The 15969-nt window shown below is 71.7% G+C and carries 15 protein-coding genes; 13 read left to right on the top strand and 2 right to left on the bottom strand.

The window, feature by feature from the left end:
* The first annotated feature begins 86 nt into the window (after positions 1-86).
* Positions 87-1265, top strand: a complete 1179-nt coding sequence (gene aroC / locus ACLQ3B_RS30110; RefSeq protein WP_196927281.1) for a chorismate synthase — start codon at positions 87-89, stop codon at positions 1263-1265.
* The gene (locus tag ACLQ3B_RS30105; protein ID WP_425784067.1) at positions 1265-1768 is read left to right on the top strand and encodes a shikimate kinase; all 504 of its coding nucleotides are present in this window, start codon (positions 1265-1267) and stop codon (positions 1766-1768) included. Before aroC ends, ACLQ3B_RS30105 begins: the two co-directional genes overlap by 1 nt.
* 95 nt (positions 1769-1863) lie before the next feature.
* Here ACLQ3B_RS30105 and ACLQ3B_RS30100 read toward each other — a convergent pair whose 3' ends face one another.
* A complete protein-coding gene (locus tag ACLQ3B_RS30100; protein WP_425784066.1) occupies positions 1864-2592 on the bottom strand; it encodes an alpha/beta fold hydrolase in 729 nt (242 codons plus the stop codon).
* Positions 2593-2671: 79 nt separating this feature from the next.
* Here ACLQ3B_RS30100 and ACLQ3B_RS30095 point away from each other — a divergent pair, with 79 nt between their 5' ends.
* From ACLQ3B_RS30095 to nusB, 5 genes are all read left to right on the top strand, one after another.
* On the top strand, positions 2672-3670 hold the full coding sequence (locus tag ACLQ3B_RS30095; RefSeq protein WP_425784065.1) for a helix-turn-helix transcriptional regulator: 999 nt from the start codon (positions 2672-2674) through the stop codon (positions 3668-3670).
* Between the two features lie 10 nt (positions 3671-3680).
* On the top strand, positions 3681-4760 hold the full coding sequence (gene aroB / locus ACLQ3B_RS30090) for a 3-dehydroquinate synthase (protein ID WP_425784064.1): 1080 nt from the start codon (positions 3681-3683) through the stop codon (positions 4758-4760).
* Positions 4757-5188 carry a type II 3-dehydroquinate dehydratase gene (aroQ, locus tag ACLQ3B_RS30085; RefSeq protein WP_425784063.1) on the top strand — a complete coding sequence of 144 codons (432 nt, stop codon included), beginning with the start codon at positions 4757-4759 and terminating at the stop codon, positions 5186-5188. The genes aroB and aroQ overlap by 4 nt, the downstream gene beginning before the upstream one ends.
* 436 nt (positions 5189-5624) lie before the next feature.
* Positions 5625-6182 (top strand): elongation factor P, encoded by a 558-nt coding sequence (gene efp, locus ACLQ3B_RS30080; RefSeq protein WP_007458344.1) that lies wholly within the window; start codon positions 5625-5627, stop codon positions 6180-6182.
* Between the two features lie 23 nt (positions 6183-6205).
* Positions 6206-6616 carry a transcription antitermination factor NusB gene (gene nusB / locus ACLQ3B_RS30075; protein WP_208641306.1) on the top strand — a complete coding sequence of 137 codons (411 nt, stop codon included), beginning with the start codon at positions 6206-6208 and terminating at the stop codon, positions 6614-6616.
* 90 nt (positions 6617-6706) lie between these two features.
* Here the strand turns inward: nusB and ACLQ3B_RS30070 are convergent, their stop codons facing one another.
* Positions 6707-7195, bottom strand: a complete 489-nt coding sequence (locus ACLQ3B_RS30070; RefSeq protein WP_007458348.1) for a transcriptional regulator BldD — start codon at positions 7193-7195, stop codon at positions 6707-6709.
* A gap of 288 nt (positions 7196-7483) precedes the next feature.
* Here ACLQ3B_RS30070 and pyrR point away from each other — a divergent pair, with 288 nt between their 5' ends.
* From pyrR to ACLQ3B_RS30040, 6 genes are read left to right on the top strand one after another with little or no spacing between them, the layout of a single operon-like run.
* On the top strand, positions 7484-8068 hold the full coding sequence (gene pyrR, locus ACLQ3B_RS30065) for a bifunctional pyr operon transcriptional regulator/uracil phosphoribosyltransferase PyrR (protein ID WP_425784062.1): 585 nt from the start codon (positions 7484-7486) through the stop codon (positions 8066-8068).
* Entirely contained in the window at positions 8065-8991 is a 927-nt protein-coding gene (locus ACLQ3B_RS30060) for an aspartate carbamoyltransferase catalytic subunit (RefSeq protein WP_124821248.1), read from the top strand. Before pyrR ends, ACLQ3B_RS30060 begins: the two co-directional genes overlap by 4 nt.
* Positions 8988-10265 carry a dihydroorotase gene (locus ACLQ3B_RS30055; RefSeq protein ID WP_425784061.1) on the top strand — a complete coding sequence of 426 codons (1278 nt, stop codon included), beginning with the start codon at positions 8988-8990 and terminating at the stop codon, positions 10263-10265. The genes ACLQ3B_RS30060 and ACLQ3B_RS30055 overlap by 4 nt, the downstream gene beginning before the upstream one ends.
* Positions 10262-11461 carry a glutamine-hydrolyzing carbamoyl-phosphate synthase small subunit gene (gene carA / locus ACLQ3B_RS30050; RefSeq protein ID WP_425784060.1) on the top strand — a complete coding sequence of 400 codons (1200 nt, stop codon included), beginning with the start codon at positions 10262-10264 and terminating at the stop codon, positions 11459-11461. Before ACLQ3B_RS30055 ends, carA begins: the two co-directional genes overlap by 4 nt.
* Entirely contained in the window at positions 11454-14801 is a 3348-nt protein-coding gene (carB, locus tag ACLQ3B_RS30045; RefSeq protein ID WP_425784059.1) for a carbamoyl-phosphate synthase large subunit, read from the top strand. The genes carA and carB overlap by 8 nt, the downstream gene beginning before the upstream one ends.
* Positions 14798-15844 carry a quinone-dependent dihydroorotate dehydrogenase gene (locus tag ACLQ3B_RS30040; RefSeq protein WP_425784058.1) on the top strand — a complete coding sequence of 349 codons (1047 nt, stop codon included), beginning with the start codon at positions 14798-14800 and terminating at the stop codon, positions 15842-15844. The genes carB and ACLQ3B_RS30040 overlap by 4 nt, the downstream gene beginning before the upstream one ends.
* Positions 15845-15969: the final 125 nt, after the last annotated feature.

Genomic DNA, 15969 nt, shown 5'->3' with positions numbered 1-15969 from the left:
CCGCGCGAGCGGGCGGCGGCGTCCGCTGGGCGGGACGCCCCGGGGAGCGCGCCGGGTCGGTGGCCCGCCGTGACAGACTGATCGCTGTGTTGCGTTGGCTGACTGCAGGTGAATCGCACGGTCCCGCCCTCGTCGCGATGTTGGAGGGGGTGCCGGCCGGCATCGAGGTGACCACCACCGAGATCGCCGACGAGCTGGCCCGTCGGCGGCTGGGCTATGGCCGGGGCGCCCGGATGGCGTTCGAACGGGACGAGGTCGAGCTGCTCGGCGGCCTGCGGCACGGTGTCACCCTGGGCAGCCCGGTGGCGATCCGGGTCGGCAACTCCGAGTGGCCGAAGTGGCAGACCGTGATGGCCGCCGATCCGGTCGACCCCGACGAGCTGGCCCGGCAGGCCCGCAACGCCCCGCTGACCCGTCCCCGCCCGGGCCACGCGGATCTGGCCGGCATGCAGAAGTACGGCCACACCGACGCCCGGCCGATCCTGGAACGTGCCAGCGCACGGGAGACCGCCGCCCGGGTGGCCGTCGGCACGGTCGCCAAGGCGTTGATCCGTCAGGCGCTCGGCATCGAGATCGTCTCGCACGTCATCGAGTTGGGCCCGGTGGCCGCGAAGCCCGGGCTGCGTCCGACGCCGTCCGACGCGGCCCGGATCGACGCCGACCCGCTGCGCTGCCTCGACCCGGAGGCCAGCGCCCTGATGGTCGCCGAGGTCGACGCCGCGAAGAAGGCCGCGGACACCCTCGGTGGCGTGGTCGAGGTGCTGGCGTACGGGGTGCCGCCGGGGCTGGGCAGCCACGTGCAGTGGGACCGCAAGCTCGACGCCCGTCTGGCCACCGCGCTGATGTCCATTCAGGCGATCAAGGGCGTGGAGATCGGCGACGGTTGGCAGCAGGCCCGGTCCCGCGGCTCGGAGGCGCACGACGAGATCATCCCGTCGGCGACAGGCGTCCGTCGGGTCACCGACCGGGCCGGTGGGCTGGAGGGTGGCATCACCACAGGTGAGCCGCTGCGGGTCCGCGCCGCGATGAAGCCGATCTCCTCGCTGAACCGGGCGCTGGCCACCGTGGACGTCACCACCGGCGAGGCGGCCACCGCGATCAACCAGCGCTCCGACGTCTGCGCGGTGCCCGCCGCGGCGGTGGTCGCCGAGGCGATGGTGGCGCTGGTGCTCGCCGAGGCGGCCACCGAGAAGTTCGGCGGGGACTCGATCGCCGAGATCCGCCGCAACCTGGCCGGCTACCTCGATGCGCTGGTCATCCGCTGATGGCACCTGTCGTCGTGCTGGTCGGCGCGCCCGGCTGCGGCAAGACCACTGTCGGGCGGGCGCTCGCCGCCACCCTCGGTGTGGAGTTCCGCGACACCGATGCCGACATCGAGCAGATGGCCGGGAAGCCGATCCCGGAGATCTTCATCGACGAGGGTGAGCCGCACTTCCGTACCCTGGAGCGGGCGGCCGTGGCCGCGGCGCTGGCCGCCGGCACGGGCGTGCTCGCCCTCGGCGGCGGCGCGGTGCTGGCCGAGGAGACCCGGGCCGCCCTGATCGGGCACCGGGTGGTGCACCTGTCGGTCGAGCTGCCCGACGCGGTGCGGCGGGTCGGGCTCGGCGCCGGCCGGCCGCTGCTGGCGATCAACCCGCGGGCCACCCTCAAGCATCTGCTGGACCAGCGCCGGCCGCTCTACGCCGAGGTGGCCACCGAGACGGTGGTCACCGACGGCCGGGCCCCGGCGCAGGTCGTCGCCGACATCGCCGCCCTGCTGCCGCGCTGACGCCGCCACCCTGCCGCGCCGATCCTGCACCTGCTGCCCCGGCCTCAGGGGCGCTCGGCAACCGGAACCGCAAGATCGGCGCAGTGGGGTGGGCGTCAGCCGCGGGCGATCAGGTCCAGGACGTCGGTCAGCGCCTTCGGTTCGCTGAGCATCGGCCAGTGCCCGGTGGGCAGCTCGTGCAGTTGGCCGTCGGCCAGTCCGGTGAAGAACGGATGCTCCTCACTGATCATCTGCCGCACCACGCTGAGGGGGAAGGTGCTGGCGACCAGGGCGGTCGGCGCCGGGCGACCACCGGTGCGTCGGACCGGGTCGGTGGCGGCCCGCAGCGGCTGCGGGGTGGCCCGGGCGCGCAGCAGCGCGAGCGTCGGCTCGTCCAGGCCGGCCAGGTTGGTCGGGTCGGCGGCCGGGTCCCAGGCCGGCGGTGGCAGGAGGTGCCCGGTGCCGATGGCGGCGCGCAGCCGTTGCTGCTCCTCCGGCGGCACCGTGTCGAACTGCGCCGTGCCGTCCGGCAACGGCCCACTCTCCACGTAGACGACCCGGGCGATCCGATCCGGAACGCGGTCCGCCGCCTGGGCGACGGGCATGCCGCCGCCCGAGTGCCCGACCAGCAGCACGTCGCGCAGGTCCTCGACCTCGAGCAGCCGGACGATGTCGGTGGTGTGCGTGTCCAGGCTGACGTCCGGCCCGGCCAGGTGGTCGCGCTCGGCCACCCCGGTCAGTGTCATCGGATAGACCTCGTGCCCCTGCGACCGCAGCGCGACAGTCACGTCCCGCCACGCCCAGGCACCCAGCCAGAATCCCGGCACCAGCACGAATGTCGCCATCTGTCGCTCCTTCTCTCGGTTACCGACAGACCGTACGATCGAATCCGGGCAGGATCCGCCCGGTTTGGAGGAGTGGCCCGTGTCACATCCCGCGGGCCGGGTGCTGGCTCTGCTCGAACTGCTGCAGACCCGGCACCGGTCGACCGCCGCCGACCTCGCCGGCCAACTCGGGGTGGACGAGCGGACCGTGCGCCGATACGCGAGCACGCTCGTCGAGCTGGGCATCCCCGTCACCGCCGACCGGGGCCGCTACGGCGGCTACCGGCTGCACTCCGGTTACAAGCTGCCGCCGTTGATGCTCACCGACGACGAGGCGGTGGCCGTGCTGCTCGGCCTCGTCGTCGCCGAACGGGTCGGGCTCGCCACCGAGCAACCCGCCACCGCCACCGCGCTGGCGAAGATCCGCCGAGTGCTGCCGGCGGCGCTCGCCGACCGGCTCGCCGCCGTCCAGGAGCATCTGGGCTTCACCCTGCGTCGCGCCGATCCGGAACGCGGACCGGCGTCGGGCACCCTGCTCGCGCTGGCCTCGGCCACCCGGCACCGGCAGCGGGTGGCACTGGACTACCGCTCCTGGCGGGGCGAGCAGTCGCACCGCGAGCTCGACCCGTACGGCCTGGTCTTCCACTCCGGCCGTTGGTACGTCACCGGCCACGACCACCGGCGCGGAGAGGTCCGCACCTTTCGACTGGACCGGATCGGCGCGGTGACGCCCGGGGTGGCGACGTTCACCGTGCCGGACGGCTTCGAGGCGGTGGCCTGGGTGACCCGGTCGTTGGCCGGCGTGCCGTACGCGCACGAGGTGGAGGTCGTACTGGAGACCGACCTGGTCGCCGCCCGCCGCCGCATCCCGCCCAGCGTGGCCGATTTGACCGCCACCTCCGACGGGGTGCTGCTGCGGGCCCGAGCGGAGAGCCTGCCCGGTATGGCGGCGCTGCTCGCCGGGCTGGGCTGTCCCTTCACCGTGCGCCATCCGGACGCGCTGCGCGTCGCGGTGGCCGAGCACGCCCGCCGGTTGGCGGGATGGGCTACCCGGCCAGCAGGTGGACAGCCGCCCTCGCCGCGCCTTCCGCTGGACTAGGCTGCCGGCGATGGACGAGGTGACCCGGATTCCGGTCGGCGGCGAGCGGCCGTACGACGTCTTGGTGGGACGTGACCTGCTGGGCGCGCTGCCTGGCCTGCTGCCCGGCGCGACCCGGGTGGCGGTGCTGCACGCGCCTCCGCTCAAGGCCCTCGCGGACGCGCTCGGTGAGCGCCTGCGCGCCGCCGGCGTCGAGCCACTGCCGATCGAGGTGCCCGACGCCGAGTCGGGCAAGCACATCGACGTGGCCTCCGCCTGCTGGGACCGGCTCGGGGCGGCGGGCTTCACCCGTACCGACGCGGTGGTCGGGGTGGGCGGCGGCGCGGTGACCGACCTGGCCGGCTTCGTCGCGGCCTGCTGGTTGCGGGGGGTGCGCTGGGTGCCGGTGGCGACCTCGCTGCTGGGCATGGTCGACGCCGCGGTGGGCGGCAAGACGGGCATCAACACGGCCGCCGGCAAGAACCTGGTGGGCGCGTTCCACCCGCCGGTCGGGGTGTTGGCCGACCTGGCCACTCTGGACAGCCTGCCCGCGGTCGACCTGGCGGCCGGCCTGGCCGAGGTCGTGAAGTGCGGTTTCATCGCCGACCCGACGATCCTGGATCTCGTCGAGGACGACCCGCGGGCCGCCACCGACCCTCGTGGGCCGGTGAGCCGGGAGCTGATCGAGCGGGCGATCCGGGTCAAGGCCGACGTGGTCTCCGGCGACCTGCGCGAGTCGGGCGTGCGGGAGGTGCTCAACTACGGTCACACCCTGGCCCACGCCATCGAGCAGAACGAGGGCTACCGCTGGCGGCACGGCCACGCCGTGGCGGTCGGTCTGGTGTACGCGGCCACGCTGGCCCGCCTCGCCGGGCGACTGGACGCGTCGACCGCCGAGCGGCACCGGGTCACGTTGAGCGCGCTGGGCCTGCCGGTGAGCTACCCGGCCGACGCCTGGCCGCAGTTGTTGGCCGCGATGCGGGTGGACAAGAAGGCCCGGGGCAGCCGGCTGCGCTTCGTGGTGCTCGACGGGCTGGCCCGCCCGGCGATGCTGGAGGGCCCGAACGACGCGGTGTTGGAGGCCGCCTACCGCGAGGTGGCCAGCCCGTGAAGGTCTACGTCCTGAACGGGCCGAACCTGGGTCGGCTGGGCACCCGCGAGCCCGACGTGTACGGCGCGACCACCTACGCGGACCTGGTGGCCCTCTGTGAGACCACAGGTCGCGAGCTGGGGCTGGAGGTGACGGTCCGGCAGACCGACGCGGAGCACGAGCTGCTCGGTTGGCTGCACACGGCGGCCGACGAGGGTGCCGCGGTGGTGCTCAACCCGGCCGCCTGGTCGCACTACTCGTACGCGGTGCGGGACGCCTGCGCCATGCTGAGGGGGCCGCTGGTGGAGGTGCACATCTCCAACATCCACACCCGCGAGGAGTTCCGGCACCATTCGGTGGTGTCGGCGGTGGCGACCGGGGTGATCTGCGGTTTGGGCATCGATGGGTATCGTCTCGCTCTGCACCACCTGGCCGCCCGAGGCGGCTGACCAACGCCTCCGCGCTTCGGCTACCTCGCGCCGCAGTGGGCCTGTCCACACGGCAATCTGTGGTAACTCACTGAACGTAATCATAAACTCCGGTCACTGATCGTTACCCAGCGACTCTCGCGGCGGTGGAGCATGCGGCCTGGTCGCAACCTTTGCTCTGCTTCAACGGGCGCAACAGTGTGGTGAGCTGCGGCTATGTGCGCCGTACCGAATCGGGGTTGCTGTCAGCCCGACACGGTGCGTGACTGTTGCGTGGGTTGAAGCAGAGCAAAGGGCCCGAGCAGGGGGTCGGCGGCGACCTGGACGTGACGGTCCGTTACTGTTGTGGGTGTCGATGCCGTCGTCGCCGGCCCCGCCGAAGTAGGGCGGTCAGCAGGTCTCGGCGCAGCTAGTAGACTCGTAAGGTCTGTCCGCCAATTGATGATCAAGGCAGGAAATGGCCTCCACCAACGACCTCAAAAACGGCCTGGTACTCAACCTGGACGGCGAGCTTTGGGCCGTCGTCGAGTTCCAGCACGTCAAGCCCGGTAAGGGTGGTGCCTTCGTGCGCACCACGCTGAAGAACGTGCTGTCCGGGAAGGTGGTCGACAAGACCTTCAACGCGGGCACCAAGGTCGAAACCGCGACCGTTGACAAGCGCACGATGCAATACCTGTACGCCGACGGCGAGGACTTCGTCTTCATGGATCTGGAGACCTTCGACCAGATCACCGTGCCCGGTGGCACCGTCGGTGAGGCAGCCAACTACCTGCTGCCGGAGGCGGAGGCGACAGTCGCCCAGCACGAGGGTGTGCCGCTCTACATCGAGTTGCCCACCAGCGTCGTGCTGGAGGTCACCTACACCGAGCCGGGCCTGCAGGGCGACCGTTCGACCGGCGGCACCAAGCCGGCGACCGTGGAGACCGGCGCCACCGTGCCGGTCCCACTGTTCATCACCACCGGCGAGAAGATCAAGGTCGACACCCGCGACGGCCGTTACCTCGGCCGCGCCTGATGGCTGAGGGTTCCAAGCAGCAGATGCCGGCGCGCCGTAAGGCGCGCAAGCGGGCGCTGGATGTCCTTTACGAGGCCGACCTACGGGACAAGCCTCCGGTGGAGGTGCTCGCTGGCTACGTGCAGCGCATCGAGCAGCCCCGACCGGAGCATCTGGGCTACGCGGTGGGCCTGGTCGAGGGTGTCGCCGAGCACCTCGACCGGATCGACGAGCTGATCGCCAGCTACGCCGAGGGTTGGACGTTGGAGCGGATGCCGGTCGTCGACCGTAATCTGGCCCGGATCGCCGTCTACGAGTTGCTCTACGTCGACGAGATCGACGACGCGGTGGCGATCAGCGAGGCCGTGGAGCTGGCCCGGCAGATGTCGACAGACGATTCGCCGCGCTTCCTCAACGGGGTGCTCGGCCGGATCGCCGAGTACGCCACCCGCTGAGCGTCCCCACCGAACGCCGCAACACGATAGGGCCCGTGCCGGTTGGCACGGGCCCTTTCGGTGAGGCGGTGGATCAGGTGAAGCGGCAGATCAGGAGGCGAAGAACGCCCGGGGGTCGGCCACCAGCACGCCGTGCTCGGTGAGCCGCTCGATCAGACCCGACGGTGAGGCGTCGTAGACGATCGCGAGCGCCCGCAGGTCGTCGGCGCGGATGGAGAGCACCCGGCCGTTGTAGTCGCCGCGCTGCTGCTGAATGGCGCGGGCGTAGCGGGCGACGTAGGCCAGGTCCTCGGAGGCCTCGTCGTAGAGCCGCTCCAGGTCCAGGACAATCTTGCTGGTGGGCTCGTGACGGACGCCACTGCCGTCAGGCAGCAGCTCCGAGACGGGTACGCGGTAGAACTCGGCCAACTCGGCCAGACGGGACACCGTCACGGCCCGGTCGCCACGCTCGTACGAGCCGACCACCACGGCCTTCCACCGCCCGTTCGACTTCTCCTCCACACCCTGCAGGGAGAGACCCTGCTGCTGGCGGATGGAGCGCAGGCGGGCGCCCAGAGACTTGGCGTATTCAGAGGGCATTCGGACACTCCCAGTGCTGCTCGGGGTTCTCCCGTCGATCGCTACGGAGCGTGACGGTACGGGGAATGGGACACGTGGTCAAGTGGTCGTGACCCTACCGTTGGGGAGCGTCCGGGAAGTTATCCCCTTTTCCGGTGCCTGATCGGGTGGTCAGCGGCCGCCGTCCATCGGCCCGGTGACCACTGGTAACGTGGCGGAAGCCCCGGCCCAGGTCCGCTGCGCGGTCCGGCCGGAGGTGCCCGACATCCTTTAACGACCCGTCCCGTGAGGCGGGGAAGGAGGTCCGCCGTGGCATACCCACCGGCTGCCCGCTCGTCACCACCGCGACAACCCTCGGTGAAGGTGATCCTCGCCAGCGCCGACGTGCAACGCGTGGTCGACCGCATCGCCCACCAGATCCTGGAAAAGACCCAGGGCGCCGCCAACACGGTGCTCCTGGGGATCCCCACCCGGGGCACCCCCCTCGCCCGGCGGCTCGCCGACCGGATCAGCACCTTCGAGGACGTCGCCGTCCCGGTCGGTGTGCTCGACATCACCCTCTATCGCGACGACCTCCGTCGGCACGCCACCCGCGCGGTGGGCCCGACCGAGCTGCCGTCCGGCGGGATCGACGGCAAACGGGTCATCCTGGTCGACGACGTGCTCTTCTCCGGCCGTACCGTCCGGGCCGCGCTCGACGCGCTCAACGACGTGGGCCGCCCGGCGTCGGTGCAGCTCGCCGTCCTGGTCGACAGGGGTCACCGGGAGTTGCCGATCCGCGCCGACTACGTCGGCAAGAACATTCCGACGTCGCTCGCCGAGAGCGTCAAGGTGACGCTCGCCGAGATCGACGGGACGGACGAGGTCAAGCTCTACGGGGGAACCTCCTCATGATCAAGCATCTACTCTCCGGCGGGGACCTGGACGCCGACACCGCCACCGAGATCCTGGACACCGCCGCCGAGATGGCCACCGTCGCCGGCCGCGAGATCAAGAAGCTGCCCGCGCTGCGGGGACGGACCGTGGTCAACCTCTTCTACGAGGACTCCACGCGCACCCGGATCTCTTTCGAGGCGGCGGCGAAGCGGCTCAGCGCCGACGTGATCAACTTTTCCGCGAAGGGGTCCAGCGTCACCAAGGGTGAGAGCCTGAAGGACACCGCGTTGACCCTGCAGGCCATGGGCGCGGACGCCGTGGTCGTCCGACACCCCGCCTCCGGCGCGCCGCACCGCCTGGCCAACTGGGTGGACGGGTCGGTGGTCAACGCCGGTGACGGCACCCACGAGCACCCCACCCAGGCGCTGCTGGACGCGTACACCATGCGGGCCCGGCTGGGCCGGCTCGCCGGCCTGTCGGTCGCGGTGGTCGGGGACGTGCTGCACTCCCGGGTGGCCCGTTCCAACGTGCTGCTGCTCTCCACCCTCGGCGCCAAGGTCACCCTGGTCGGCCCGCCGACCCTCATCCCGGTCGACATCGCGGGCGCCCTCGCCCCCGCCACCGACGTCTCCTACGACCTCGACTCCGTCCTGCCGAACGTGGACGTGGTGATGATGCTGCGCGTGCAGCGGGAGCGGATGAACGACTCCTACTTTCCCTCCGCGCGCGAGTACGCCCGCCGCTACGGGCTGGACGGGCCGCGGATGCGCCGGCTGCCCGAGCACGCGATCGTCATGCACCCCGGGCCGATGAACCGGGGGATGGAGATCACCCCCGAGGTCGCCGACTCACCCCGCTCCACAATCGTCGAACAGGTCACCAACGGGGTCTCCGTGCGGATGGCTGTCCTTTACCTGCTGCTCGGAGGGAACAACCGGTGACCGCGTACCTGATCACCAGCGTGAGTGTCGTCGGCGCCGCGCCGACCGACCTGCTGATCCGCGACGGTGTGGTCGCCGAGGTCGGTCCCGGCCTGACCGCGCCGGACGCCACAGTCGTCGACGGCACCGGCCTGGTCGCCCTGCCCGGCCTCGTCGACCTGCACACCCACCTGCGCGAGCCCGGCCGGGAGGATGCCGAGACCGTCGAGTCCGGTTCCCGGGCGGCGGCGTTGGGCGGCTACACGGCGGTCTGCGCGATGGCCAACACCTCCCCGGTGGCGGACACCGCAGGCGTGGTCGAGCAGGTCTGGCGGCTCGGCCGGGAGGCCAGCCTGGTCGACGTGCAGCCGATCGGCGCGGTCACCGTCGGGCTGGCCGGCGAGCGGCTGGCCGAACTGGGCGCGATGGCCGACTCGGCGGCCCGGGTGCGGATCTTCTCCGACGACGGGCACTGCGTCGCCGACCCGAAGTTGATGCGCCGGGCCCTGGAGTACGTCAAGGCGTTCGACGGGATCATCGCCCAGCACGCCGAGGAGCCCCGGCTCACCGAGGGCGCCCAGATGCACGAGGGCGAGGTCTCCACCCGGCTCGGCCTGATCGGCTGGCCGGCGGTCGCCGAGGAGGCGATCATCGCCCGGGACGTGCTGCTCACCGAGCACGTGGGCAGCCGACTGCACGTCTGCCACGTCTCCACCGCCGGCAGCGTCGAGGTGCTGCGCCAGGCAAAGGCACGCGGGGTACGCGTGACCGCCGAGGTGACCCCGCACCACCTGCTGCTCACCGACGAACGGGCGGAGTCCTACGACCCGGTCTTCAAGGTGAACCCGCCGCTGCGTACCGCCTCGGACGTCACCGCGCTGCGCGCCGCCCTCGCCGACGGGGTGATCGACGTGATCGCCACCGACCACGCCCCGCACTCGGTGGAGGACAAGGAGTGCGAGTGGGCGTACGCCCGGCCGGGAATGCTCGGTCTGGAGACGGCCCTCTCCATCGCACTGGACGTGCTCGGCCCCGAGTGGGACCTGATCGCCGAGCGGATGTCGCGCACCCCCGCACGGATCGCCGGCCTCACCGGGCACGGCGCCGACCCCGCGCCGGGTGTGCCGGCCAACCTGACCCTGATCGACCCGGCCGCCCGCCGCACCATCGAGCCGGCGGAGCTGGCCAGTCGCAGTCGCAACACCCCGTACGCCCGCATGACGCTGCCGGGTCGCATCGTGGCGACCTTCCTGCGCGGCGAGCCGACGGTCCTGGACGGAAAGGCAGTCAAGTGACCCGCAGACGTTCCGCAATTCTGGTGCTGGAGGACGGGCGCACGTTCCCCGGTGAGGCGTACGGCAGTGTCGGGGAGACCTTCGGTGAGGCGGTCTTCAACACCGGTATGACCGGTTACCAGGAGACGCTGACCGACCCGTCCTACCACCGTCAGGTGGTGGTGCAGACCGCGCCGCACATCGGCAACACAGGCGTCAACGGCGAGGACGACGAGTCCGGTCGGATCTGGGTGGCCGGCTACGTCGTGCGTGACCCGGCCCGGATCGGCTCGAACTGGCGGGCCACCGGTGGCCTAGAGGACCGCCTCGCCACCGAGGGCGTGGTGGGCATCAGCGGGGTGGACACCCGGGCGTTGACCCGGCACCTGCGCGAGCGGGGCGCCATGCGGGTGGGCATCTCCAGCATCGACAACGACCCGCAGAGCCTGCTGGCCCGGGTCCGCCAGGCGCCGCAGATGGTCGGCGCGGACCTGTCCGCCGAGGTGAGCACCGCCGAGCCGTACGTCGTCGAGGCCGTGGGTGAGCACCGGTTCACCGTGGCCGCCCTGGACCTGGGCATCAAGCGCAACGTCCCGCGTCGGCTGGCCACCCGTGGGGTGACCACCCACGTGCTGCCGGCGTCGTCGAGCATCGAGCAGATGCTCGCCACCGGCGCGGACGCGATCTTCCTGTCGCCCGGCCCGGGCGACCCGGCCACCGCCGACGCCCCGGTGGAGTTGGCCCGGGAGGCGCTGCGGCGGGAGGTGCCGCTGTTCGGCATCTGCTTCGGCAGCCAGATCCTCGGTCGGGCGCTCGGCTTCGGCACCTACAAGCTGGGCTACGGCCACCGGGGGATCAACCAGCCGGTGCTCGACCGGGTCACCGGCAAGGTCGAGGTGACCAGCCACAACCACGGCTTCGCGGTCGACGTGTCGGGCCGCGAACAGCGGCTCGGCGCGGTGCAGGTGCCGGGTGCTGGCGCCGGCGCTGTCGTCCCCGACCAGGTGATCGACACCGACTTCGGTGGCGTACGGGTGTCGCACGTCTGCCTCAATGACAACGTGGTCGAGGGGCTGCGGGCCGTCGACCTGCCCGCGTTCACCGTTCAGTACCACCCGGAGGCGGCGGCCGGCCCGCACGACGCGGACTACCTCTTCGACCGATTCGCCGATCTCATCGAGGGCCGGAACCACAGCAGGGGGCGCAGCAATGCCTAAGCGGACCGATCTCAAGCACATCCTCGTGATCGGCTCCGGGCCGATCGTCATCGGGCAGGCCTGCGAGTTCGACTACTCCGGCACCCAGGCGTGCCGGGTCCTGCGCAGTGAGGGGATCCGGGTCAGCCTGGTCAACTCCAACCCGGCGACGATCATGACGGACCCGGAGTTCGCCGACGCGACCTACGTTGAGCCGATCACCCCGGAGTTCGTGGAGCTGGTCATCGCCAAGGAGCGCCCGGACGCGATCCTCGCGACCCTCGGCGGGCAGACCGCGCTGAACACGGCCGTCGCCCTGCACGAGGCCGGCGTCCTGGAGAAGTACGGCGTGGAGCTGATCGGCGCGAACATCGACGCCATCAACCGGGGCGAGGACCGGCAGCTGTTCAAGGACATCGTGGCGAAGGCCGGGGTTCGGCTGGGCGTCGACGAGCCGACCGCGCTGGTGCCCCGCTCGCGGGTCTGCCACTCGATGGACGAGGTCGAGGCGACAGTCGCCGAGCTGGGCCTGCCGGTGGTGATCCGGCCGTCGTTCACCATGGGTGGCCTGGGCTCCGGCATGGCGCACACCCCGGAGGACCTGGCCCGCATCGCCGGTGACGGCCTGTCCGCCAGCCCGGTGCACGAGGTGCTCATCGAGGAGAGCGTGCTCGGCTGGAAGGAGTACGAGCTCGAGCTGATGCGCGACCGGCACGACAACGTGGTGGTGGTCTGCTCGATCGAGAACATCGACCCGATGGGCGTGCACACCGGCGACAGCGTCACCGTGGCCCCGGCCATGACGCTCACCGACCGGGAGTACCAGCGCCTGCGGGACCTGGGCATCGCGGTGCTGCGCGAGGTCGGGGTGGACACCGGCGGCTGCAACATCCAGTTCGCGGTCAACCCGGTCGACGGCCGGATCGTCGTGATCGAGATGAACCCCCGGGTGTCGCGGTCCTCGGCGTTGGCCTCCAAGGCGACCGGCTTCCCGATCGCGAAGATCGCCGCGAAGCTGGCCATCGGCTACACCCTCGACGAGATCCCCAACGACATCACCCTGAAGACCCCTGCGGCGTTCGAGCCGTCCCTCGACTACGTGGTGGTGAAGATCCCCCGGTTCGCGTTCGAGAAGTTCCCCGGCGCGGACCCGGAGCTGACCACCACGATGAAGTCGGTGGGCGAGGCGATGAGCCTCGGGCGCAACTTCACCGAGGCGCTGAACAAGGCGATGCGCTCGATGGAAACCAAGTCAGCCGGTTTCTGGAGCGTGCCGGACCCGGCGGGCGTCACCCTGGCGGACACTCTCGCCGCGCTGCGGATCCCGCACGACGGCCGGCTGTACACCGTCGAGCGGGCGCTGCGGCTCGGGGCGTCGATCGCCGAGGTCGCCGAGGCGTCCGGCGGGATCGACCCGTGGTTCCTGGACCAGATCGCCGCGCTGATCGAGCTGCGCGCCGAGATCGTCGACGCGCCGGTGCTCGACGCCGACCTGTTGCGCCGCGCCAAGCGGGCCGGTCTGTCCGACCGGCAGCTCGCCGCGCTGCGCCCGGAGTTGGCCGCCGAGGACGGCGTACGGACCCTGCGGCACCGCCTCGACGTGCGCCCGGTCTACAAGACGGTGGACACCTGCGCGGCCGAGTTCGAGGCGACCACGCCGTACCACTACTCGACGTACGACCTGGAGACCGAGGTCGTGCCGTCGGACCGGCCGAAGGTGCTGATCCTGGGCTCCGGTCCGAACCGGATCGGGCAGGGCATCGAGTTCGACTACTCCTGCGTGCACGCGGTGCAGGCGTTGCGGGCGGCCGGTTACGAGACCGTGATGGTCAACTGCAACCCGGAGACGGTGTCCACCGACTACGACACCGCCGACCGGCTCTACTTCGAGCCGTTGACCTTCGAGGACGTGCTGGAGGTCTGGCACGCCGAGGATTCGTCCGGCCGGGCGGCCGGTGGGCCGGGCGTGGTCGGGGTGGTCGTGCAACTCGGCGGGCAGACCCCGCTGGGTCTGGCGCAGCGGCTCAAGAACGCCGGTGTGCCGATCGTCGGCACCTCCCCGGAGTCGATCCACCTGGCCGAGGAGCGGGGCGCGTTCGGCGCGGTGCTGGCCCGCGCCGGCCTGCGCGCGCCGGCGCACGGCATGGCGACCTCGTACGACGAGGCCAAGACGATCGCCGACGAGATCGGCTACCCGGTGCTGGTCCGGCCGTCGTACGTGCTGGGCGGGCGGGGCATGGAGATTGTCTACGACGACCCGACGCTGCGCGACTACATCGGCCGGGCCACCGACATCTCCCCGGACCACCCGGTGCTTGTGGACCGGTTCCTCGACGACGCCATCGAGATCGACGTGGACGCGCTGTGCGACGCCGACGGCGAGGTCTACGTCGGCGGCGTGATGGAGCACATCGAGGAGGCGGGCATCCACTCCGGCGACTCGTCCTGCGCGCTCCCGCCGATCACCCTGGCGGGCTCGCACCTGGCCGAGGTCCGCCGCTACACCGAGGCCATCGCGCGTGGCGTCGGCGTTCGCGGCCTGCTCAACGTGCAGTACGCCCTCAAGGACGACGTGCTCTACGTGTTGGAGGCCAATCCGCGCGCGTCGCGGACCGTCCCGTTCGTCTCCAAGGCCACGGCGGTGCCGCTGGCGAAGGCGGCGGCCCGGATCGCGCTCGGGGCGAGCATCGCCGAGTTGCGCGCCGAGGGCCTGCTGCCGGCGACCGGGGACGGGGGCACGATGCCCGCGGACGCGCCGGTCGCGGTCAAGGAGGCGGTGCTGCCGTTCAAGCGCTTCCGGACCCGGGCGGGCAAGGGGATCGACTCGCTGCTCGGGCCGGAGATGAAGTCGACGGGCGAGGTGATGGGCATCGACACCAACTTCGGTCATGCCTTCGCCAAGAGTCAGTCGGCCGCGTACGGGTCGCTGCCGACCGCCGGGAAGATCTTCGTCTCGGTGGCGAACCGGGACAAGCGCGGCATGATCTTCCCGATCAAGCGGCTGGCCGATCTGGGCTTCGAGATCGTCGCCACGACCGGCACGGCGGAGGTGCTGCGCCGGCACGGCATCGCCTGTGAGCAGATCCGTAAGCACTACCAGGCGGGTGCGGGCGACGACGCGGTGTCGCTGATCGGCGGTGGCCACGTGGCGCTGGTGATCAACACGCCGCAGGGTTCGGGTGCCAGCGCCCGCTCCGACGGCTACGAGATCCGCAGCGCGGCCGTCACCGCGGACATCCCCTGCATCACCACGGTCCCGGGCGCGGCGGCGGCGGTGATGGGCATCGAGGCGCGGATCCGCGGCGACATGCAGGTCCGCCCCCTGCAGGACCTGCACGCCATCCTGCGGGCGGCCCAGTGACCCTGTTCGAGCAGGCGGTACGGCCGTGGTTGTTCCGGCTTGGCGGTGGGGACGCCGAGGCGGCGCACGAGTGGACGCTACGGCGGTTGGCGGCCCTGTCGCGGCGGCCGGCCGCGCTCGCCGCGCTGCGGGCCCGGTACGCGGTCGACGCGCCGCGCACGGTGTTCGGGGTGCGGTTCCCCAACCCGGTCGGGTTGGCCGCCGGCATGGACAAGGACGGCGCGGCGTTGCCGGCCTGGCCGGCGCTCGGCTTCGGCTTCGTGGAGGTCGGCACGGTCACCGCGCACGCCCAGCCGGGCAACCCCCGGCCCCGGCTGTTCCGGCTGCCGGCCAGCGAGGCGGTGGTCAACCGGATGGGCTTCAACAACGCCGGGGCCGCCGCGCTGGCCGCCCGGCTGGCGGCGCTGCCGCGCCCGCTCGGGGTGCCGCTGGGCATCTCGCTGGGCAAGTCCAAGGTGACCCCGCTCGACGAGGCGGTCGAGGACTACCTCGCCTCGTACCGGGCGCTGCGGGGGCACGGCGACTACTTCGCGGTGAACGTGTCCTCACCGAACACCCCGGGTCTGCGGTCGTTGCAGGACCGCGCCCACCTGGACGCGCTGCTCGGCGCGCTGGTGGGGGAGAAGCCGGTGCTGGTCAAGATCGCACCAGACCTGACCGAGGCGGCGATCACCGAGCTGCTGGAGGTCTGCCTGGCCCGCGGCGCCGCCGGGGTGATCGCCACCAACACCACCCTGTCCCGGGACGGGCTCGCTGACGGTGACGTGGAGCGTGGCGCGCAGGCCGGTGGCCTGTCCGGTCGGCCGCTCACCGGGCGGGCCCGCGACGTGGTCGCCTTCGTGCACCGGGAGACCGCCGGCCAGTTGCCGATCATCGGCGTCGGCGGCGTGTTGGACCCGGACGACGCGGCGCGGATGTTCGACGCCGGCGCCGCCCTGGTGCAGCTCTACACCGGTTTCATCTACCGAGGGCCGGCCCTGGTCCGTGCCACCGCCCGTGCGACTGCCACAACGATGGCACCGGACGCGGTCGCTGGCCGGTGAGCGCGCCGGCCCGGTGCTCGCCCGGCCTCGCGTCGGGCAGGCCCGCGCCGGCTCGCCGCCGAACCGGCTGCGCGCCCGGGAGGCAATCCCCGTTGCTGGCCCTTTGCTCTGCTTCAACCCACGCA

This window comes from Micromonospora sp. DT53 (assembly GCF_049841535.1).
In the GTDB taxonomy this organism is placed as follows: domain Bacteria; phylum Actinomycetota; class Actinomycetes; order Mycobacteriales; family Micromonosporaceae; genus Micromonospora.
The sequence above is the reverse complement of the archived record's forward strand: the minus strand, read 5'-3'. Positions and strand labels throughout refer to the sequence as shown.